The sequence below is a fragment of the Methylobacillus methanolivorans genome (assembly GCF_054588515.1).
Genome location: NZ_BAAILT010000004.1, coordinates 344,998 through 367,594, shown reverse-complemented (window position 1 = coordinate 367,594; position 22,597 = coordinate 344,998). Strand labels below are relative to the sequence as shown.

Below are 22,597 nucleotides of genomic sequence, written 5' to 3'. Positions count from 1 at the left end.
TGCTGAATTCGTGATTTCAAGAATTTTTGTCCTGTTGCTATGCTGGGCCTGCCTGGGCAATGCGTATGCCACGGACTTGATCATCAAGCGCGAGATATTCAGCGATGAGCAAGGGCAACTGGATATCAACACAGTCCAACACCAGCACTTCCAACCCATCGATAACTTGCTGATCGCCGGTTACACCCCAGCAACGCAATGGATGCGGATTACTATCCGCCCAACATCTACGGCCCATATCGAGCTGAGAATACGCCCCACCTATCTTGATGAAATCACGCTTTACTCCCCAGACCCTCAGCAACCGGGCAAGTGGCTAAAAAAGGTCACGGGAGATCGACATGCCTACCAAAAACGGGACCGTCATAATGCGATTACCCATGGCTTCGTGATTGATGGTCACAAAGTACCAACGGTGTATTACCTGAAACTGCATACTACAAGCACCTCTTTGATGCATGTAGAAGCGCTGCCAGACGATGAAGCCAGCCTCAAGGAAATGCGTCAGCATATTCTTGTCGTTATTTATTTAGCCATCATGCTATGGCTGGGATTCTGGTCCGCCAATGATTTCATCAGCAAGCCGCAGCTACTGACCGGCCTATTCACTTTTTATCAGTTAGCCCACATTTTCTATGCACTGGCGATTCTAGGTTACTTGGCTCCCTGGACCCCTACAGATCAACCGGCGCTCAACGACACCCTGACCAGCATTGCCATTCTCACGATTGTATTCATCAGCATTCTGTTTCATTACGTACTGCTTTCACAATACAAACCCAATCGATGGGGAATGAGGATACTGCTATGCTTAGCAGCCCTTTTTCCCGTGTTGTTATCCGGCTTAGTGATTGGTTTTACTCAGGAGGCACTGAAATACAATGCCTATATCGTCATCCTCTCCACGGCACTCTTATTCCCCCTGGCACTCAGCGCTAGCGCTGAAGAAAAAGATATCGCTCCAAGCCGGAGAACATTGCGTATCATTTATGGACTGCATACTCTATCCCTGATCGTTTCCATCCTTCCCGTAATGGGCTGGTCGCCTGCGGCAGAATGGAACTTGAATGCCATCCTGGGGCACAGTGTCATTTCCGCCTTCCTGATGTACATCATCCTCCAGCAACGCTCCTCAGCAAGCTTGCGGGAAAGCAATAATGCCAAGCTTTCCTTACGGCTGGCTAATCAGCAATTGGCACTAGAACGCCAGAAACGCGATGAAATGGGCTATTTCATGGCCATGATCACGCATGAACTGAAAACACCACTTTCCGTCATCAGGCTCTCTCTGGACGCCCTCTCCATTACAGGGCAACCCAAACGGCATATCGAACAGAGCATTCACGATATCAGCAGCATGATTGACCGCTGTGCTCAAATCAGCAAAATCGAAGAAAAAAACATCGAGATCAAGTACGAAGCCTGCGAACCAGCTGAAATCCTGCAATCCCTGCTTTCCGAATATGCCTGCCTTGAGCGCATCGAACTCTCAACCCATATTGCCACACCCCTGTGCTGCGATTCCCTGATGCTCAGGCTCATCTTGCGTAATCTGCTTGAGAATGCCCTAAAATACTCACCAGCCAACAGTGTCATCTCGATCCGCATCAATGCCCAGACAGAAAATGATGGCAGGAGCGGCATTGCTATTTCATTTGAAAACAGCGTGGATCAACCTCCTGACCTTATCCGCATTTTTGATAAATACTATCGTGAGGCCCACTCCAGCAAACACACCGGCTTCGGCCTTGGCCTTTATCTCTCCCGGGCCGTCGCGCTATCATTAAACGGTTCGCTCAACGCCAGCCTATACCACCACCGCATCAGATTCACTTTATGGCTACCCAATTGAATATCGTCGTCGTGGAAGATCACGACGCCTTGAGAGAAGTTACTGTCGCAGCCCTTGCCAGCAAAGGGCACCATGTTACCGGGCTAGAATCAGCAGAGGCGCTCTACGAGCAGCCGGATATTTCATGCATAGACCTGATGATCATTGATATCAATTTGCCTGGCGAAAATGGATTAGCGCTCACCCAGCGCATCAGGCAGGTTCACTCCAATGTCGGTATCATTATTGTCAGCGCCAACAACCTTGCTGAGCACAAAATGCAGGGATATGACCAAGGTGCCGACATCTACCTGACCAAACCAGCTGCACTGGAAGAACTCAATAGTGCCATCAATGCGCTGTCCAGAAGAATCAAGCCGCGACAAGCGCAAAGCCTCTCATGCCTGACGTTACATCCCAGGACACGACAGCTTGTCCTGCACCAAACCAGCATCTCGCTCACCCCACAAGAAGCCGCTGTGGTACTAGCGCTGCTACGTGCACCTGGCCAGCGTCTGGAAACCTGGCAACTGCTGGAAATCGCCGGTCGCGAACATCCAGATTACAGTAAAGCATCCCTCGAAGTCCTCATTGTGCGACTCAGAAAAAAGCTCATGCAAGTAAGCATGCAAGCCGACCTGAACCCCATCCAGGCCATCCGCAACTATGGCTATCAACTCTGCACCAACATCACCATCGCCGATTAACCCTACAAGCTGTAGGTTTCAGTAGGTTTTCTCTCCCTCCCCTCTGCTAGCATGCCTCTCCAGTGCACTCATGCACACCATGAATGCCTTGCACAGACTGTTATTCCAAGGGGGAGCTTATGAAACAAATACATCAGACAATCACACAAAATTCCCAGCACACCGATCACCTGATGGTGAAGCCTTCACGCGGCACATTACTTGTTGCCTCGGCGCTTGCTACCATGACGATGATGGCAAGCAGTACTAGCTGGGCTGCTGGTATTTGCGGCAGCGGGAGCACTTCCACCATCAATAGCGCAGAGACAAGCCAATGCTTCCCGGGCAACAATGAAACAGTGACTGTCACCGATACCGGCAGCATCACAGTAAGCAGCGGAGCTGCAATTGATGCAACTGGCATTACAGGCATCACCATCAACAATAGCGGCCTGATTGACGGCAGCGTCATCCTAGACAGCGCGATTCTTAACCTTGAAGGAGCCAGCGGCCGGATTACCGGTGCGATCACAGGTACGTCAGGGTCTGCCATCAATATTAATGGTAGCTTCGTACAAGAAAGCTCTATCAGCGTCGACAGCATTACCATTGCAAATACCGGCACATTTACTCCTGGTAACTATAATAATAGCCAAGGGATTACTGGCAACGTTGAGAATAACGGCAGAGTGATTCTCACTGCCGACAATCCACATGCTCACATCGATGGCGACTACTATCAAACTGCTAATGCCATCCTGGAAATTGGTGCAAGTGGCGCATCGTCTGGTGAATATGGCCGACTCCATGTGATTGGCACCGCCACCTTCGAAGCAGGCACCGGGATTTATGTAAATGTCTCCCAGGTCAATACCCTGGCAAATAACAACGTGTTGTCCAGGGTTGTTTACACTAGCGGATTGACTGCCAGCACTTTTACCGTCACCGACAATAGCCAGCTATTCAATTTTGAAGCTATCGTGAATGGCAACAACATCGACCTGAAAACCATTGCATCCAGTGCAGGCGTTCTCAGCAGTGTCAATCATGTAGGGTTCGGTCAGGGTGTAGGTGCAGCGCGTACCTTAGATACTATTATTGCGGGCAGTATTTCTGGAGACATGAGCACCGTGGTAGATGCTTTCGGCAGGCTCGGCTCCGAGCGTGAAGTCTCCAACGCCGTTGCGCAAACGCTACCCCTGATGAGCGCAAATCTGGACCAAGTCGCCACCAACAGCATGCGTGGCACCAACCGCGTGATCCAGGCTCGCCAGGAAGGCAATGTAGGCCGTTCCTCTGGGGAAGGCTTCCTCGGTGACAAGCATTTCTGGTTCAAACCTATTGCCGCCAAGGCCAACCAAGATAACCGTAATGGTGTCGCGGGTTATAACGCTGACACCTACGGCTTCCTGATTGGTGCTGATGCTGAGGTTAACGAAGCCAGCCGCGTGGGTGTCGCGTTCTCTTATATGAATAGCAATGTCGATGGTAAATCCACCGCTCGCTACAACCGTGCTGATATTGATGCCTACCAGATCATTGGTTATGGCAGCCATAACCTGGCGTCCGATCCAGATGTCGAGATCAGCTGGCAAGCAGACTTCGGTATCAACAAGAACGATGGTCGCCGTACCATCAATTTTGGTGGCTTGAACCGTGTAGCGAAATCTGATTTTGACAGCACCACTGCTCACGTGGGCGCAGGCATCAGCCGTAGTATCAAACTCAACGAAAGAACCAGCTTTATTCCATCGGTACGTGCAGACTACTTCTGGATTCGCAACGAGTCTTACACTGAAAAGGGTGCTGATGCACTTAACCTGAAAGTAGGTAGTGCTACCAGTGAACAACTGATCGCCATGGTTGAAGGCCGCGTGCAACACAAGCTGACTGACCGCGCAGCGCTGACAGCCAATGTTGGCGTAGGTTACGACTTGTTTGACGAGCAAAACAGCATCACCGCCAGCTATGTTGGTGGTGGCGCATCATTCCGCACTCAAGGCCTGGAGCTCAGCCCATGGATTGGTCGTGCTGGACTGGGCCTGACTGTGAATGCCACAGAGCGGACTGAAATCACTGCACGCTATGATGCAGAAGGCCGCAGTGATTTTGTCGGTCAAACTGCTTCATTAAAGGTACGTTGGGCCTTCTAAACACATCGCAACATGTAAGAGCACACTGGCTCTTGTAAAACCACAAAGGCCCGCACTGCGGGCCTTTGTTTTGATAGCATCATCAGGACATCATGCAGCATCATTACCCTATGCCATCATTTCTCATCATGCTCATCACAAGCCTGTTCATCACCGCTTGTGCCAGCACCGCCATCGAACAACGGCATATCACTTCGCAGAAAATCGCAATTGATGCAGGCTGGCAGCGCTTTGAACTGGATGTCGGGCAATTTGTGCTGGTGGCATTTGTCCCATCCACGCAACAGGCAGATGATCAGGGCAAGCTAACCATTTATATCGAAGGCGATGGCCTTGCCTGGGTCGACTCACGTACGCCCTCCTTCGACCCCACGCCCACCAAGCCTTTAGCGCTGCAGTTAGCAATCAGGGATCAAGCGCACGCTGTAGCATATCTTGGCAGGGCATGCCAATACGTCACGGGAGACAAGCGCCGCAATTGCAGCACTCGTTATTGGACTAACGCACGCTTTGCGCCAGAAGTCATCAAGGCAGCCAACCAGGCTATTGACCAGTTAAAACAGCACTACCATGCGCAGCACATCACATTAATCGGCTATTCCGGTGGCGGTGCTATTGCCACCTTAAGTGCAGCCAGTCGAAACGATGTCAGCCAACTCATTACCATTGCTGGTAATCTGGATACTGCCACTTGGACCACACAGCAACATCTCTCTCCTCTCACTGGTTCACTCAACCCCGCCGATGCATGGAAAACACTGCTGACCATCCCACAACGCCATTATGTAGGCATGCAAGATAAAACCGTGCCGCCACTGGTTGCCACCGCTTATCGTGATCGCTTCCCACTGCATCACCAGCCAGAAATTATCAGTATTCCTGGGTTTGATCACCACTGCTGCTGGGTTGAAGCATGGCCAAATTTGCTAAGGCAAGCCCCCATTACGTCTACCGACTAAAGACAATTCATACTGAAAACATGGTTGCGCATCTGTGATGATGATTTTCATTTTAATCACAGAATAAACTTATCCGCCTCAAGCCAACAGTAGCAAGGGCATGCACTTTTTCATACATGACCACCTCTCAAATGCACCAAAAAATGGCCTTGACCATCACTATAAAATGGAATAATTTTTCATTTCATCACTAGATATTGTGGTTTAAAACAAAACAGCAACATCAAGCCTGCGTATTCGGAAATGGCGTCCAGCCACTAATAACAGAGAGGAAAACCCATGCTCAAGGCCGTGAAATCTGCCCAACCTGTGGTTCAGGAATCCGATGTTCCCGTTGTGCCCATACAATCTGTATCGTTAGATATCTGGGACAAAAAATATCGCCTGAAAACCAAGCAAGGCAGCTTCATCGACCAGGACATGGACGACACTTATCAGCGCGTGGCACGCGCATTGGCTGATGTGGAAGAGACTGAAGAAAAACGCGGTCTGTGGTTCGAGAAATTCCTCTGGGCCTTGCGCCGCGGCGCGATTCCTGCCGGTCGCATCACCTCCAACGCAGGAGCACAGGAGCACAAGCCCGCCACCAGCACCATCAACTGCACCGTCTCCGGCATCGTCGAGGACAGCATGGACGGCATTCTGGAGAAAGTGCACGAAGCCGGCCTAACCTTGAAGGCAGGTTGCGGCATCGGCTATGAATTCTCCACCCTGCGCCCCAAGGGTGCGTTCGTCGCGGGCGCTGGCGCTTACACCAGCGGCCCGCTCTCGTTTATGGATATCTACGACAAGATGTGTTTCACCGTCTCGTCCGCAGGCGGCCGACGCGGCGCGCAGATGGCAACCTTCGACATCTCGCACCCCGACGTGACCGATTTCATCAAGGCCAAGCGTGAGGCAGGACGCCTGCGACAGTTCAACCTTTCCACCTTGATCACCAAGGAATTCATGGAAGCGGTAAAGGCAGATGCAGAATGGAAGCTCGCCTTCCCGGTCACCGAGAAAGAAGCAATCGCCGATGATCTGGATATTGCAGATGCCGAACAGGTCGTCTGGCGTGAATGGCCCGTCAAGGGCAAATATCTCACCCGCGAATCTGATGGCAAGGTCGCCTGCCGCATTTACAAAACCATCAAGGCACAGCGTTTGTGGGACGTGATCATGTCATCCACCTATGATTTTGCCGAGCCGGGTTTTATCCTCATCGACCGCGTCAACGAGATGAACAACAACTGGTTCTGCGAGAACATCCGTGCCACTAACCCTTGTGGCGAGCAGCCGCTACCACCTTATGGTGCCTGCCTGCTAGGCTCGATCAACCTCACCAAGTTCGTACGCGATCCCTTCACCGAGCACACCCATTTTGATTGGGATGAATATCGTGAAGTAGTCGCCATTTTTACCCGCATGCTGGACAACGTCGTCGAGATCAACGGCCTGCCATTGCAGCAGCAACGTGATGAAATTGTGCGCAAGCGCCGTCATGGCATGGGCTACCTAGGGTTGGGCTCCACGCTTACCATGCTCAGGATGAAATATGGCGAGGCCGATTCGCTGCAGTTCACCGAGGAAGTCACCAAGGTCATGGCCGAGGTCGGCTGGGAAGTCGGCGTGGAACTCGCCGAGGAAAAAGGCGCCGCGCCGATCATGGAGGAAGAATTCGAGATCACCGCCGACCTGTTGTCCAAGCGCCCGGAAATGGCGAAAGACGGCATCAATCTCGGTGACAAGGTCAAAGGTAAGGTGCTCATGGGCCTTTACAGTCGCTACATGCAGCAATTCCCGGAAAAGCTGCGCCAGCAGATCGCCACGACCGGCTCACGCTTCAGCCATCACAGCTCGATTGCGCCGACTGGCACCATCTCGCTCAGCCTGGCCAACAACGCCAGCAACGGCATTGAACCATCGTTCGCACACCACTACAGCCGCAACGTCATCCGAGAAGGCAAGAAATCCAAGGAAAAGGTCGACGTGTTCTCCTACGAACTGCTCGCCTACCGCGAACTGGTCAACCCGGACGCGATGCCTTTCTCCGACAAGGCGGAAGAGCAATTGCCAGCATACTTCCTCGATTCCTCCACCATCGTAGCGAAGGCCCATGTGGATATCCAGGCCGCCGCGCAGAAATGGATAGACAGCTCCATTTCCAAGACCATCAACGTGCCAACCGATTACGATTTCGGCGATTTCAAGGATATCTACCTCTACGCTTACGAAAAAGGCCTCAAGGGCTGCACCACTTTCCGCTTCAACCCCGAAGCCTTCCAGGGCGTACTGGTGACAGAGAAAGACCTTGAAAACACCACCTACAAGTTCACGCTGGACGACGGCAGCGTGATCGAGGCCAAGGGCAACGAGGAAATCGAGTACGACGGCGAAATCCACACTGCCGCCAACCTCTACGACGCCCTCAAGGAAGGCTATTACGGCAAGTTCTAAAACCCATTGCCGGGCAACGGATTAGCTCCTTTGCCCGGCCCCAGTGACGCACGCGCACAGGAGACGAACATGGCAATCAAGATCGACAAGAAAATCACCGGTTACAACGTCATTACCGAAGAAGACAAACTCAAGGCAGAGCAAGCTGCCGCCGAGCAAAAAGCGCACGAACAGAAACTCGCCGAAATCGTCCAACTGGGCGAGCCATTGAGCCGCCCAGACATGCTGGTCGGCAACACCTACAAAATCAAGACCCCCGTGACCGAACATGCACTCTACATCACCATCAACGATGTGATCATGAACGAAGGCACGCCCCAGGAGCACCGCCGCCCGTTCGAGATATTTATCAACTCCAAGAACATGGAGCACTTCCAGTGGATTGTCGCGCTCACGCGCGTCATGTCAGCCACCTTCCGCAAGGGTGGCGACATCACTTTCCTGGTGGAAGAGCTCAAAAGTGTATTCGAGCCCAGCGGCGGCTACTTCAAGAAAGGCGGCAAATATATCCCTAGCCTGGTCGCCGAGATTGGTGAGGTGCTGGAACAACATCTCTACCAAATCGGCATGCTGAAGAAATCTGGCCCCGACGAACACCAGCAGAAACTCATCAACGAAAAGCGCGCCGAATACATGGAAAAACACGCAAAACCAGGCGCTGAAACCAATGCCGAAGGCTTCCCACCCGGCGCGCAACTTTGCAACAAATGCCAAACCAAGGCTGCCATCATCATGGATGGATGCCTCACGTGCTTGAATTGTGGCGAGAGCAAATGTGGGTAAATTATCAATAACTTAGCCCATAAACCTAAAAGAGATAAAAATGACTACCACAACATTACGTGACTTAGTCGGGTTAGGCCAAGCACCAGGAAAACTGGCAGATGCAGCCTTGATCCTGATTGATTGCCAAAATACCTACCGTGAAGGCATCATGGCACTAGAGGGAGTTGAACCGGCATTGCAACAGGCGAAGCTGCTGCTTGAGAAAGCGCGCACGCTCAAGGTACCGGTGATCCATATCCAGCATGATTCCGGGGAAGGTACGCCTTATGACATTCGCTCCTATATCGGGCAGATTGCCGATGTGGTAGCGCCAATCGCTGGCGAAGACGTGATTACCAAGCATTACCCTAATTCATTTGTTGGAACAAACCTGGATGATGTCTTAAAAGCTCACGGCATCAAGAATATTGTCCTGGCAGGGTTCATGACGCATATGTGCGTGAACTCCACTGCGCATGGCGGATTCAACCTGGGATATGCACCTACGGTAGTGGCCAGTGCGACTGCAACCCGTGCATTGCCCGGTGCTGATGGCAAGATTATTCCTGCTTCACAGGTACATGCAGCGGCGCTAGCTGCCACTCGTGATCTTTATGCGGCTATCGCCAACACTATCGATGAAGTCTGATATTCGTATGTGACCTTGATCACTCCCAGACAGCATGCTCAATGCCATCCCGGGAGATTTCTGCTATCTAATTTAGACTGCTGCTTCAAGCTGCTTTTCTATGTTAGTCGTAGTTCGGCCAATCAATTGACTCAGTTGATGACTGTCGTCAAACAAGCCGCCCTTGGCAGCGCCTGTATCAGATTCAGCGAGCAATGTTGCCAAGCCTTCAGGCAAGCCTGCATCCACCAATACTTGGCGATATTCAGATTCTGGCAAATTTTGATAACTCACACTCTTGCCGGACACTCTGGCAATGGCCGCCGCCAACTCGGCTAACGAGTATGCGGTGTCGCCAGCCAGCTCATAGAGCTTGCTTGCCTGGTTTTCCAGGATCAGTACAGCCGCAGCGGCTTCGGCATAATCTGCTCTTGCAGCCGATGCAATACGTCCATCACCGGCACTCCCAAGCAGCACGCCGTATTGCAGAGCAGTAGGCACACTCGCCAGATAATTCTCCGAATACCAGCCGTTACGCAACAGCACAGCAGGAATACCTGACTCGGCAATCAATTGTTCGGTTTCCAAATGCTCTTTTGCTAACGGCAATGGCGAGCGATCTGCATGCAGCAAGCTGGTGTAGGCTAGCAAACCAACGCCAACAGCCTTTGCAGCTTCAATCACGGCACGATGCTGAGGTAAGCGCCGCCCCACTTCACTGGCCGAAATGAGCAATAATTTATCGGCACCGGCAAATGCTTTCAGCAGTGTTTCTGGCTGATCATAATCTGCATGACGTACCTGAATACCTTGTGCTGCCAGGCTTGCTGCTTTCGCAGGGTTCCTGACCGCAGCCACAATCTCCCTTGCAGGTGAGGTTTTCAGTAATTGTTGAATCACCAGCTGGCCCAATTGGCCTGTTGCACCTGTCACGACGATCATCTCTAAGCTCCAGAAGTTTATTTACGAAGCAACAGAATAAAACTTATACTAACTAAATGTAAGTACGCACTAAAAGGTAAGTGTAAAAATGAAAACCAATAACCCGGCTATTCAAGCTTCTGGCGGAGACACGCTCGGTCAGCATTTCTGGGGCAATGTATTTTCTGATAAGTGCCCTTCTCGCGACATTCTCAACCATGTAACCAGCCGCTGGGGCACCCTGTTATTGGTTGCACTGCTTGATGGCACTTTCCGGTTTAGCGAATTAAGGCGCAAAATCAATGGTGTTAGCGAGAAGATGCTCGCCCAGACATTGCAAGTCCTTGAGCAGGATGGTTTCGTTGAGCGTATTGACTACCAGCGTGTGCCACCGCATGTTGAATATCGTCTCACCCCACTGGGGCAAATCGTGGGTCAACAAATTGCATCACTGGTGCAGTGGATTGAACAGAACATGCCTGCAATTCAAAGCGCAAAGTCCAAAACCAGTACTTCAGAGGCCATCGGTAACAAGCAAAAATAGCCTATAGATGAGTAGCCCAGCTGAATCTGATCTGCAATTCAGCCAGCATTCTGCAACTGTGATTGCCTGATCATTTACTGGATAATACTGATCACGACTCAAGTGCAATGAAAGAATACGCCATGCCCATCCTGAATATCCGCGCCGTCAACAAACGTGACCAGCTCATCACGCTGGATAGCGGGAATGTCGTGAGCATGACGGTTGAGCAGATATTCCGGGTGAATTTCTATATGGATGAGCAGATTGTCGGCTACCTGTATTTTGAATCACTCTCGTCACTGAACAACCTCGAAATCAGCCCGATCTACAAGGTACGTGAAGAATCATTTGCGCACCCGGCACTCACTGCCGATGCTGGCGAATTACGTGAAGCGGGTCTTGCACTTTACCAGTCATACACCAATGGCAAGATCCTGATGAACAAAACCAGCCAAGTCGCTCATTAAATCTACCTCCCGCTTATTCAATACCTGAGTAAGCGTAGGCCATTGGCCACCACCAGCAGGCTGGCACCTACATCAGCCAGCACAGCCATCCACATTGAGCCATACCCCAGGATGGTCAATCCCAGGAATAAGGCCTTGATGCCCAGCGCCAGCGAGATGTTTTGTACCAGCAGCTTGTGTGTCGCACGTGACAATCCAATAAACAAAGGGATCTTGCGCAGGTCATCGTCCATGAGGGCGACATCGGCAGTCTCAATGGCCGTGTCAGTCCCCATTGCCCCCATCGCAAACCCAATATCCGCCCTCGCCAATGCAGGTGCATCATTGATGCCATCACCAACCATGCCAACCTTGCCTTGCTGGGCGTAGTGCTCAATGGCACGGAGCTTGTCCTCCGGTAATTGGTTGCCACGCGCTTCATTAATGTTGACCTGTGTCGCAATCGCATCTGCAGTGTGTGTGTTATCACCCGTCAGCATCACGGTCTTCACCTTCAATTGATGCAAAGCCTCAATCGCCGCACGGCTGCTATCTTTCACGGTGTCAGCCACCGCATAAAGCATCAGCACCTGAGCAGCATTAGTCAGCATGATCACGGTTTTACCTTGCTTTTCGAGTGCATTGATCTGCGCCTCCAGGTCTGGAGAACATACGCCGCTCTCATGCATCAATCTATGGTTACCCAACTGATAAGTGACCCCATTGACTGTACCACTCACTCCTCGTCCCAGAATCGCAGCAAACTCGTCAACGGGGAGATTACTGGTCGCCGTACGGGCGATAGCCTGGGAAACTGGATGATCTGATCTGGCAGCCAAACTAACGGCAATCAGGTTGGCATCTATTCCATCCAAAGCAAGCAACGAGACGCTATCAGTCAAGGCTGGCTTGCCATGAGTAATGGTACCGGTCTTGTCCAAAGCCAGCCAGCTAAGCTTGTGACCCTCTTCCAGATAGACGCCACCCTTGATCAAGATGCCGTGCCGGGCAGCTGCAGTCAGGCCACTGACAATGGTGACAGGCGTCGAAATCACCAAGGCACAAGGACAAGCAATCACCAACAATACCAAGGCACGGTATACCCACTCATACCAGCCACCCCCCAACAGCAGTGGCGGAATCACTGCCACAGCGATGGAAAGCATCAATACAGCCGGGGTGTATATCTTGGCAAAACGATCTACAAAACGCTGGGTTGGTGAGCGTGCACCCTGCGCATTTTCTACTACACTAATGATACGAGCCAATGTGGATTGAGCCGCTGCTGCACTCACCTTGAACTCGAATGATCCAGATTGATTGATCGTGCCCGCATACACCTGATCACCGACTGACTTATCCACGGGGAGACTTTCTCCGGTAATAGGCCCCTGGTCGACTGTGGATTGCCCTGCCACAACCTCGCCATCCAGCGCGATACGCTCGCCTGGCTTAACCCGCACCACTTGGCCTATCTGCACCTGCCTGGCCGGGATTTCCAGCCAAAGACCATCTTGCTGCCTGACTGTTGCCAGCTCAGGCACCAGTTGTACCAGGCTACGAATAGCATTACGTGCGCGATCCAGTGATTTTGCTTCCAGCCATTCTGCCAGTGTGAACAACACCATGACCATGGCAGCTTCCGGCCATTGCCTTAATATCAATGCGCCAGTGACTGCAATACTCATCAGTGCGTTGATATTGAGGCTTCCTTGGCGCACTGCGATCCAGCCTTTGCGATAGGTACCCAAGCCACAAATCATCACTGCCAGTAAGGCCAGCCCTGCAGCGATGTATTCCGGGCCACTCATCCATTCCGCAATCTCGGCTCCAATGGCAGCAATCCCCGCCAGCACCAGCAAGCGTAATGACTTCTGCGGTGCAGCCACCTGTGAGGTTGGCGGTTCCGCTTGATCCACCAATAGCTGCGCTTTCATCCCCAGCTCCTCAATGATCTGTATGATCAATGGCAAGGATTCGGCCTCATGTGCCACGGTGAGGATGCGTTGAATCAAGTTGAAATCCAGCGCAGAAACCTCACTCTTGCTAGCGAATGCCTTGCGGATTAACCCTTCCTCAGTCGGGCAATCCATCTGCTCAATATAGAACTTGCTAGTGATATGCCCAGGAGACAGCAATAGGGATTTGCCGCTAGCTTCCTGCCCCTGCCCACATGTTTTGTCTTGATCATGCCCGCAAGCGCATCCAGGCTCGGCTGCATTATTTTTCATGAATACTCCTGGCTGGTTCTTCAATCATGTTTTTGCTCCACGCATGTGGCTTCTGCGATATGCCCACTGGTAAAACATTGGCAACACCAGCAAAGTGAGGGCCGTTGAGGACAGGATGCCCCCAATCACCACCGTCGCCAGTGGTCGCTGTACCTCGGCCCCTGTTCCAGTCGCAATTGCCATGGGGATAAACCCGAGCGAAGCCACCAGCGCAGTCATCAGCACGGGGCGCAAGCGAGTCAATGCGCCCTCCTGCACGGCATCAGCCAAAGGTATGCCTTGCTCACGCAATTGACGGATGAACGAGATCATCACCAGGCCATTGAGCACCGCCACGCCCGAAAGCGCAATAAAACCCACCCCTGCAGAGATCGATAAGGGAATATCCCTCAACCATAGTGCCACGATGCCGCCGGTGAGAGCGAATGGAATACCAGTGAACACCAGTAAGCCATCCTTGAGATTGTTGAACATCATAAACAACAGGGTGAGCACCAGAAACAACGCCAGCGGCACAACGACTTGTAAACGCTTGCGCGCAGATTGCAAGTTCTCGAACTGGCCACCCCATGTTGTCCAATACCCGCTCGGCACCTTGATCTGGCGATTAATGGCTTCTTCAGCAGCATCAATAAATGAACCAAGGTCGCGCCCTCGCACATTGGCGCTCACGACCACACGGCGCTTGCCATTTTCGCGACTGATCTGATTAGGCCCTTGCACGAGCTCCACCGTGGCCACTTCGCCCAGCGGAATATAACTGGCTTGCACCTGCCCAACACTTTTAGGCAGGGGGATAGGCAATTGCCTCAATACGGCAAGATCGCTGCGCACGCTCTCTGCAAGGCGCACGACGATGTCAAAACGCCTGTCGCCCTGAAACAAAATGCCTGCATTGCGCCCGCCTATCGCTACGCCCACGGCATCTTGCACATCAGCCACATTGAGGCCATAGCGCGCTGTCTTGTCGCGATTGATATTGACGTTGAGGATAGGCAAACCAGTCGTCTGCTCAACCTTAACCTCAGCAGCGCCCGGGATAGATTGCAGAACGGCAGCAATCTGGTTGCCAGTGGCGTTCAACACCTCCATGTCGTCACCAAAGACCTTGACCGCCACATCACTGCGCACCCCGGAAATCAATTCATTGAAGCGTAACTGGATAGGCTGCGAGAACTCATAGTTATTGCCTGCAAGCTTTGCTGTTGCATCTTGGATGTCAGCAAGCAACTGCTCACGGCTCTTTCGCGGCATGGGCCATTGCGCAGTGGGCTTGAGCATGATGTAGCCATCAGAGATATTAGGTGGCATGGGATCAGAGGCGATCTCTGCCGTGCCAGTGCGCGCGAATATGCGTTCGATCTCGGGGAATTGGGCTTTGAGCGTACGCTCGATTTCCTGCTGCATGGCAACCGACTGGCTCAAGCTGGTGCTGGGGATGCGCAAGGCCTGGATCGCAACATCACCCTCATTCAGGCTGGGGACGAATTCGCTTCCCATGCGGCTTGCCATCAACATGGTCAGCGATAATATGGCAAGGATGAAGGTCATCACCACCGCCTGGTTGCCCATGACCCAGTGTAGTAATCCGGCGTAGTGCCGCTTGGCGGATGCCATCAGCGCATTCTCCTTTTCAGCCACGCGACCGCTAACAAACATAGCCACCGCAGCCGGGACAAAGGTCAGCGAAAGTATCATTGCCCCAATGAGCGCCATCACCACGGTGTAGGCCATGGGGTGGAACATCTTGCCCTCCACGCCAGTGAGTGCAAAGATCGGCAGGTACACCATCATGATGATGAGCTGGCCGAAAATCAGTGGTCGCCGCGCTTCCTGCGCTGCCGCAAACACCTCGGCAAAGCGCTCTTCACGACTGAGCAAGCGGCCTTTCTGCTGCTGGGCATGCGCCAGGCGGCGGATGCAGTTCTCCACGATCACCACCGCACCGTCGATGATGATGCCGAAATCCAGCGCACCCAGGCTCATGAGGTTGGCGCTCACTTTGTTGCTGACCATGCCAGTGAAAGTAAACAACATCGCCAGAGGTATAACCATGGCTGTGATGAGGGCCGCCCGAATATTGCCAAGGAAGAGGAAAAGCACCGCAATCACCAGCGCAGCCCCCTCCATCAGGTTGTTCTTGACGGTATGAATGGCCTTGTCCACCAGCACGGTACGGTCATACACCGGGATTGCCACCACACCCTGCGGCAAGGTCTTGTTGATTGCTTCCAGGCGTTTGGCTACTGCCTGCGCCACAGCACGGCTGTTCTCGCCAATCAGCATGAATACCGTGCCCAGCACCACTTCCCGGCCATTCTCGGTAGCAGCACCAGTACGCAACTCACGGCCTATGCCCACCTCGCCAATATCACGGATGCGGATTGGCACCCCGCCAACATTGCTGACGATCATGTTCTTGATTTCGGCAATTGATCCCACCTGTCCCGGTGCACGTACCAGGTACTGCTCGCCGTTCTTCTCGATATAGCCGGCGCCGATATTCTGGTTATTGCGCTCCAGCGCAACGATCACGTCTTGCAGGCTCAAACCATAGGCCGACAGCCGCGCAGGCACCGGCGCGATCTGGTATTCCTTGGCAAAACCACCGATAGAGTTGATTTCTGTCACGCCTGGCACAGTACGCAGTTGCGGCTTGATGATCCAATCCTGGATTTCCCGCAGGTCAGTCGGCGTATAGGGCTGGCCGTCAGGCTTGATGGCACCTTCCTCTGCCTCGACCGTCCACAGATAGATCTCGCCCAAGCCAGTGGAAATCGGCCCCAGCTCAGGCTTCACGCCTGAAGGCAAGATATCCTTGGCTTGTTGCAACCGCTCATTGACCAACTGCCGGGCAAAATAGATATCGGTGCCATCTTCAAAAATAACGGTGACCTGCGACAAACCATAACGGGATAGCGAACGTACCTGCTTGAGCCTGGGCAAACCTGCCATGGATGTCTCAATGGGATAAGTCGCGCGTTGCTCGGTTTCCAGCGGTGAATATCCCGGGGCACTGGTATTGATCTGCACCTGGACATTGGTAATATCCGGCACCGCATCAATTGGCAACTTCTGGTAGTTGTAGACACCCAATAGTGCCATTGCCAACACGCCAACCAGTATCAGCCAGCGCTGGGAGATAACAGTGCGTAATATGCGTTCAAACATGCTGTTTCTCCTGCTCAATGCGTATGCTCAGCGGCAGATTTCCCCAGCTCGGATTTGAGCGTGAAGCTGCCTTTGGTCACATAAGTAACGCCGGCCTGCAAGCCCTCGACGATCTCGACCATCTTGCCATTACTACGCCCGGTTTTCACCGGCATGGCCCTGAACCCTTCCGCGGTCTGTACAAAGACCACTGCACGATCTTCCACGCTCTGCAACGCTTCGGTGGTGACCGCCATCGGCACATTCGCCTCGCCCGCCACGATCTCGACATTAACGAACAAGCCGGGACGCCAAGCCAGGTCGGGATTAGGCAGAGTGACGCGCGCAGTTGCGGTGCGTGTCTGTTCGCCAAGCAGTGAGCCGACATAAGACACCACCCCGCTGGATTGCGACTCGAATGAGCTTGCCTTCACGGTCACGGATGTACCCACCCTCACCGTGCTCAAATCCTTGGCTGATACCACGATCTCGGCCCATACCGAGGAAAGATCAGCCAGCGTCATCACATTGGCATTCGCCTGCACAGACTCTCCCAGCGAGAGGTGACGCTCGACGATCATGCCATCGAATGGGGCGCGCAACTCATAGCGGCTCAGGCCGCCCTTGGCCGATGTGCCTGCACCCAGGGCATGCAGCTTTTGCGTCGTGTTCTGCGCGGCAATCTCGGCCTCCTGCAAATCCTGCTGTGCTTGCAAGTAATCCTGCTCGGCAGATATCTTGTCCTCCCACAGTTCCTTTTCCCTGGCATAAATCGTCTTCGCCATGCCCAGGCGCTTCTGGGCTGCAAGCGCATCGCTACGTAATTCAGAAACCCCGGTGCTGGCAAGTACTGCCAATACCTGGCCTTTCTTCACCTGCTGGCCCAGATCGACCGTCACGGATTCCACAATGCCATCCACGCGGGGGACAATGTGAGCGGTTCTATCCTGGTTGAAGCGAATTTCACCCGGCAAGGTCAACATGGTGAAAATATGGGCAGGCTTGACCGTATCGAGCACAATCCCGGCAGAAGCCACCTGCGCATCGCTCAAGGTCACAACCTCGTCGTCATGCGTATCGCCTGCCTGAGTGTGGTCATGGGCATGTTCTGACGACGCTTCATGAGGCGTTTTGGTGGCAACGGTATCACCCGACTGCACAGGCTTGAGTACTACCCAAGCCAGCAGGGCGGTGAGGGCGACAATACTGATAATGATGATTTTTTGCTGCTTGTTCATGATGTGTTCCCTAATGCTGTCCGTGCATGGATGCAAATAATGCAGCGCCCTGAGGCCCAAGGATGGCCTCGACATCGGCCACTGATCGCTGTACCTCACCCAGTGCGCGGATATATTGGCCACGTGCCGTAAATAAGGTGCGCTGCGCATCCAGCACATCGAGGAAATTGAATTTACCCAGCTCGAACCCTCTGGTAGTCGCATCCAACGCACTTTGTGCGCCCGGCAGGATGTCATCGCGAATAGAAGATACTTCTTGCAAAGAAGCAGCCAGGCGTTGATGCGCCAGTGATAGCTCATTACGCAGGCGCACATTGAGTGCAAATCGCTCATCGCGCGCTTTATCCACACGCACCCTAGCCTCTTGAATATTGCCCTGGTTGCGGTCAAACAACGGGATGGCAAGAGCCACACCAAGTACGCCCACGGTATCAGCCGCGGACTCATTGCGCTGTACGCCACCACGCAAGATCAGGTCTGGATAACGCTTGCTTTCCTGCACCTTGAGCATGGCATCGCGGTGCCGGATTTCCTCCTCCGCACGCAATGCCAGGGGAGCCTGGTCGAGTATTTCATCCAAGCTGGATAGGGACGGCAGCTCAGGCAGCAGATCCAGCTCGCCGAGCGCCTCGGTAAATCGCGGCACGGCATTGCCCCATAAGGCGACCAGGCGCCGCCTGGCGTTGACCAGCTCGGCATTAGCCTGTGTCAGCTCAATGCGCGTGCCAGAAGCCGCCACACGTGCCCGTGTTTCCTCCACCGGCGATACCTTGCCTGCGGTGACACGGCGCGCAGCAACATCCAACCCGCGATTGGCCAGCTCCATGGAGCTTTGCGCCAGGCGATACCGTTCCTGCGCAGCAAGCACTTCATAAAACCGCTGCACCACGTCAGCATGCATAGCGGCCAGGCGCACATGCAAATCAGCACTGGCGACATCACGAGCCCGCTCTGCAGTCTCGATACGGGCACCACGCTTGCCCCCAAGCTCGAAAGGTTGCCCCAACCAATAGGTCGTCTGGCGCGAAGATGGCCGGACATCCTCCATCTCGACCGACAATTCAGGGTTACGAAATAGTGCAGCCTGTATGCGACTCGCGGTCACGGCATCAACTTCGCGCTTTGCAATCGCAAGCTCGGGGTTAGCCTGCAACGCCAGCTGCAAGGCTTGCGCCAATGTCAGGCTGGTATCAGACTCAGGCGTTGCAAGCGTTGTGTCATGTAATGGCGCAGGGCCCCAGTTATCAGCCTTGGCGATCAGGCTGGTGAGCATGGCTGCCAAGTAAAGCAACCAGGTCAGGTATTTCATCGCAACTCTCCAATCGTTGATCACGGATTGGGCGAGCGACGTCTTGCCAGTGAAAAATCAGGTAAGCATGTGCACTCGCCGCGTTAGGCGGCGAGCAACCATTTGGGCCGTTCAGGCCTTTCCAGAATGGATTGGGCATGCCATGTCACAGGAAGTAACGATAAATCCTGGGCAGTGACAAATACGGCAGGTGTTTGGTGCATGCTGGGCAGCCACTGGGAGGTGGCCTGGTGGTGGTAACCACAATCGCGGTCAACTTGGGTACCAGCCTGGTCAGTCTGACTATCTGCGGTGAGGCCATGATGCTCGTGCTCATGATGACCAAAATGCTGCGCCGCACTTCCTTGCTCATGGCCGCAATAAACACCAGCCACCGCCCAAGACATCTGGAGCGGCAAGACCAGCAGCAGGCACAAGAAAATGATGCGTCGTATCATGTGGCGATTATAAGCCTAGCCCGAGCAAGGTGCCAAATCACGTGCTGGAGGAACCTGGCAAGCTTGCAGGTTCCTCCATGCTTCAGAAGTTAGCATCCACTATTGCAGGCGACGGCTAAAACTCACGCTATAAGCTGCAGGTCGTGCCAGCAGAATGGGGTCATTGCTGGCCTCAATGCCCTCCACCAGGTTGAGCGGGCTGAACATCACGGTTTTCTCGAATGCTGCACCGTCGGTACGGAACTTGTCTATGGTCAAGGTCCCCAACTCGACAACCCGGCGATTTTCCGGCCAGATCACGGTTGCGTTGTTTACTTCATCGCCAGCCTCGGCCAATTGCACGGAAATACGGTAACGATAAGCCCCTTGTTGCAGGCGCTGTGGCAACTCATGCATGAGGTAATCGCCATCTACGGCCTTGGCCGCATCTGCACTCACGAATTTTGCCCCATTTACCGGTTCAATCCGGTAGCGTCCATAACGCGATTGACCCTGCGCATTGGTGAACTTGAAGGCATTCACCCCAAAAAAGGGCTGCGTGGCAAAGCTTTCTGGCAATAATTTTGGCGTATTCACGAAACTCAATGCCGCAGGATGCTGAGCAAGGAATGTTTCAACAGGCTTGGGCTGTGCCTGGCTATCTTTTGAAGCGGCTACTGCTTGCAATAACCCCAGGAACTCCTCTGGCGTAGCTGCCGGGAATGCATTGACTGAGATGGTGACAAGATCGGCACTGGCATCTTCTGGCAATTGAAAGCGGATCGCCATGCCTTTGGGAAAAGCATTTCCATCATTATCCGCAATATTAGGTACACCAGTCGCATTGGAGTAGCGCACTACCACCGGGTGTGGCTGGGTGAATATCTCGGCTTTGGTAATCTCAGCAGCACTGGCTGCCGGAGTGAAATATCCCTCAACGACAATACCCTTGGCATGATTGGAACGAAAACCAGGATGTGGCCCACCTGAAAGCTGGGTCAGGGTATCCACCAATTGTTCTGTCACTGGTTTGGTGGTGCCCTCAGCCCACGCTGAAGATATGCACAATGTGGAAAACAGCAGTGCCATGACAGGCACGGGGCGAACATGATGTTGCATGATAAAGCTCCTTAATTTTAAAAAGGGCCAGACTGCACGCAGCATCAGTGTAAATCAGCCCAGAATGAATTCAATCCTTTTTGTACTACCATCAGTATTGCCGCTCACTACAGTTTTCCATCAGCGCTTCTGAACTTGCGGCAAACGCAGGCCATGATCACTGTGGCTATGGCTTTTGATCATGGTCTGCCTCTGCTTATTTTGCTGTCAGCGTGTCATAGGCTGTCATGAGGTTGCGGTAATCGGGGATGTGGTTGGAGAACAAGCTACCCAAGCCTTCAATATCACGGCGCCAATCGCGATGCAGCTCGCAAGCCGCGCCAAACCAGGTCATCATCTGAGCCCCTGCGGCTGTCATTCGCTCCCAGGCAGCATCGCGTGTCATGGCATTGAAAGTACCTGAAGCATCAGTAATCACAAAGACTTCATACCCTTCCTCAATGGCAGACAGTGCCGGGAAAGCAACGCATACCTCGGTCACCACGCCAGCGATAATGAGCTGTTTCTTACCCGTGGCCTTGATAGCCTTGACGAAGTCTTCGTTATCCCAGGCATTGATCTGGCCTGGACGAGCAATATAAGGGGCATCCGGAAATAGCGCTTTCAATTCCGGCACCAGCGGACCATTGGGGCCGGTCTCGAAACTGGTCGTCAAGATGGTCGGCAGATTGAAGTACTTGGCCGCATCTGCCAATGCCAGCACATTGTTCTTGAACTTGTCTGGCTCAATATCACGCACCAGGGATAACAATCCCGCCTGGTGGTCTACCAGCAATACAGCAGCATTGTCGCGATCAAGACGTAGATATGGCTTACTCATGGGTTTCTCCTTTCAATTGACGATTGGTCATTAAACTTCTGTAGTAACAAAACGGCCATTGTTGTAGTCACTGATCGCTTGGTCGATTTCCTCCCAGCTATTCATGACAAAAGGGCCATGGCCTACCACCGGCTCATTCAGTGGTGCCCCATTCAGCAGCAAGAGGGTGCTGTCTTGCCTTGCTTCCAATACCAGCTCATTTCCCTCGCGCTGCAGGACCGCAAGCTCTGCCGGGCGTATGGTGTGTACATCACTCACGCCTACGGCACCATGCAGCACAAAAATGGCAGTCGTATGACCTTCAGGCAATGTAAAGCGAGCCGTGCTACCAGCATTGAGACGCACATCCCACACATTCATGGGACTGAAGGTATGGGATGGCCCACGATTGCCCTGGTAATCCCCGGCGATCACCCGCACTTTGCCTGCGTTATCCGGCAACACCACTTCAGGAATCTCACCGCTGGTAATGCCTTGATAACCTGGCTTGGTCATTTTGTCCTTCGCTGGCAAGTTGACCCAGAGCTGGATCATCTCGAAAGCACCGCCAGTCTTGGCATAGTCATCGCCATGGTATTCCTCGTGCACGATGCCCGCTCCCGCCGTCATCCATTGCACATCCCCTGGGCCTATGGTGCCACCGGCGTTGGTGGAATCATGATGTGACACCTGACCGTCATAAACGATGGTCACGGTCTCGAAACCACGGTGTGGGTGCTGACCAACGCCACGACGCTTTTCAGTCGGCTCGAATTCTGCGGGGCCTGCATAATCCATCAGCAGGAAGGGGGACATTTCCTCGTGAATATCGCGATAGGAAAAGATATTCTGCACGGGAAAACCATCACCTACCCAATGACGACCATTGCTGCGCTTGATGAATGCCAGTTTTTTCATGATGCTGACTCCTGTCTTGAATGTTGATGGTTCCCACTATAAGGACAAGACTTTTACCTCACT

At 53.2% G+C, this 22,597-nt stretch carries 18 protein-coding genes; 9 read left to right on the top strand and 9 right to left on the bottom strand.

The features are described 5' to 3' along the window. Positions 1-10 precede the first annotated feature (10 nt). The 7 genes from LG202_RS11670 (at position 11) to LG202_RS11640 (ending at position 9,482) form a co-directional block, all read left to right on the top strand. Positions 11-1,852, top strand: a complete 1,842-nt coding sequence (locus tag LG202_RS11670; protein ID WP_230348547.1) for a sensor histidine kinase — start codon at positions 11-13, stop codon at positions 1,850-1,852. Beyond that, positions 1,837-2,538 carry a response regulator transcription factor gene (locus LG202_RS11665; protein WP_230348546.1) on the top strand — a complete coding sequence of 234 codons (702 nt, stop codon included), beginning with the start codon at positions 1,837-1,839 and terminating at the stop codon, positions 2,536-2,538. The genes LG202_RS11670 and LG202_RS11665 overlap by 16 nt, the downstream gene beginning before the upstream one ends. Before the next feature lie 119 nt (positions 2,539-2,657). Continuing rightward, complete coding sequence (locus tag LG202_RS11660) at positions 2,658-4,670, top strand: autotransporter outer membrane beta-barrel domain-containing protein (RefSeq protein ID WP_230348545.1); 2,013 nt, start codon at positions 2,658-2,660, stop codon at positions 4,668-4,670. A 92-nt stretch (positions 4,671-4,762) separates the two neighbouring features. Then, the gene (locus LG202_RS11655) at positions 4,763-5,629 is read left to right on the top strand and encodes an alpha/beta hydrolase family protein (RefSeq protein WP_230348544.1); all 867 of its coding nucleotides are present in this window, start codon (positions 4,763-4,765) and stop codon (positions 5,627-5,629) included. Positions 5,630-5,908: 279 nt separating this feature from the next. Next, positions 5,909-8,068 (top strand): adenosylcobalamin-dependent ribonucleoside-diphosphate reductase, encoded by a 2,160-nt coding sequence (locus LG202_RS11650; protein ID WP_230348543.1) that lies wholly within the window; start codon positions 5,909-5,911, stop codon positions 8,066-8,068. 69 nt (positions 8,069-8,137) lie between these two features. Beyond that, entirely contained in the window at positions 8,138-8,851 is a 714-nt protein-coding gene (locus LG202_RS11645; RefSeq protein WP_230348542.1) for a TSCPD domain-containing protein, read from the top strand. A gap of 40 nt (positions 8,852-8,891) precedes the next feature. Beyond that, positions 8,892-9,482 carry a cysteine hydrolase family protein gene (locus tag LG202_RS11640; protein ID WP_230348541.1) on the top strand — a complete coding sequence of 197 codons (591 nt, stop codon included), beginning with the start codon at positions 8,892-8,894 and terminating at the stop codon, positions 9,480-9,482. Between the two features lie 72 nt (positions 9,483-9,554). Here the strand turns inward: LG202_RS11640 and LG202_RS11635 are convergent, their stop codons facing one another. Next, entirely contained in the window at positions 9,555-10,403 is an 849-nt protein-coding gene (locus LG202_RS11635) for an SDR family oxidoreductase (RefSeq protein WP_230348540.1), read from the bottom strand. A gap of 88 nt (positions 10,404-10,491) precedes the next feature. Between LG202_RS11635 and LG202_RS11630 the strand changes: the two genes are divergently transcribed. Further along, positions 10,492-10,926, top strand: a complete 435-nt coding sequence (locus LG202_RS11630) for a winged helix-turn-helix transcriptional regulator (RefSeq protein ID WP_230348539.1) — start codon at positions 10,492-10,494, stop codon at positions 10,924-10,926. Positions 10,927-10,988: 62 nt separating this feature from the next. Then, a complete protein-coding gene (locus LG202_RS11625; RefSeq protein ID WP_230348538.1) occupies positions 10,989-11,375 on the top strand; it encodes a hypothetical protein in 387 nt (128 codons plus the stop codon). A gap of 17 nt (positions 11,376-11,392) precedes the next feature. Here the strand turns inward: LG202_RS11625 and LG202_RS11620 are convergent, their stop codons facing one another. The 8 genes from LG202_RS11620 to LG202_RS11585 all read right to left on the bottom strand — a co-directional run bounded on the left by LG202_RS11620 (position 11,393) and on the right by LG202_RS11585 (position 22,534). Next, positions 11,393-13,585, bottom strand: a complete 2,193-nt coding sequence (locus tag LG202_RS11620) for a heavy metal translocating P-type ATPase (protein ID WP_268867649.1) — start codon at positions 13,583-13,585, stop codon at positions 11,393-11,395. Between the two features lie 24 nt (positions 13,586-13,609). After that, positions 13,610-16,756 (bottom strand): CusA/CzcA family heavy metal efflux RND transporter, encoded by a 3,147-nt coding sequence (locus LG202_RS11615; protein WP_230348537.1) that lies wholly within the window; start codon positions 16,754-16,756, stop codon positions 13,610-13,612. A gap of 14 nt (positions 16,757-16,770) precedes the next feature. Continuing rightward, a complete protein-coding gene (locus tag LG202_RS11610; protein ID WP_459724874.1) occupies positions 16,771-17,973 on the bottom strand; it encodes an efflux RND transporter periplasmic adaptor subunit in 1,203 nt (400 codons plus the stop codon). 10 nt (positions 17,974-17,983) lie between these two features. Further along, positions 17,984-19,282, bottom strand: a complete 1,299-nt coding sequence (locus LG202_RS11605; RefSeq protein WP_230348536.1) for a TolC family protein — start codon at positions 19,280-19,282, stop codon at positions 17,984-17,986. An 83-nt stretch (positions 19,283-19,365) separates the two neighbouring features. After that, the gene (locus LG202_RS11600; RefSeq protein WP_230348535.1) at positions 19,366-19,719 is read right to left on the bottom strand and encodes a hypothetical protein; all 354 of its coding nucleotides are present in this window, start codon (positions 19,717-19,719) and stop codon (positions 19,366-19,368) included. 99 nt (positions 19,720-19,818) lie between these two features. Next, positions 19,819-20,817 carry a catalase family peroxidase gene (locus LG202_RS11595; RefSeq protein WP_230348534.1) on the bottom strand — a complete coding sequence of 333 codons (999 nt, stop codon included), beginning with the start codon at positions 20,815-20,817 and terminating at the stop codon, positions 19,819-19,821. A gap of 196 nt (positions 20,818-21,013) precedes the next feature. Then, positions 21,014-21,637, bottom strand: a complete 624-nt coding sequence (gene ycaC, locus LG202_RS11590; protein ID WP_230348533.1) for an isochorismate family cysteine hydrolase YcaC — start codon at positions 21,635-21,637, stop codon at positions 21,014-21,016. Positions 21,638-21,667: 30 nt separating this feature from the next. Then, positions 21,668-22,534: a pirin family protein gene (locus LG202_RS11585; RefSeq protein ID WP_230348532.1), complete on the bottom strand. Its 867-nt coding sequence runs from the start codon at positions 22,532-22,534 to the stop codon at positions 21,668-21,670. Positions 22,535-22,597 lie beyond the last annotated feature (63 nt).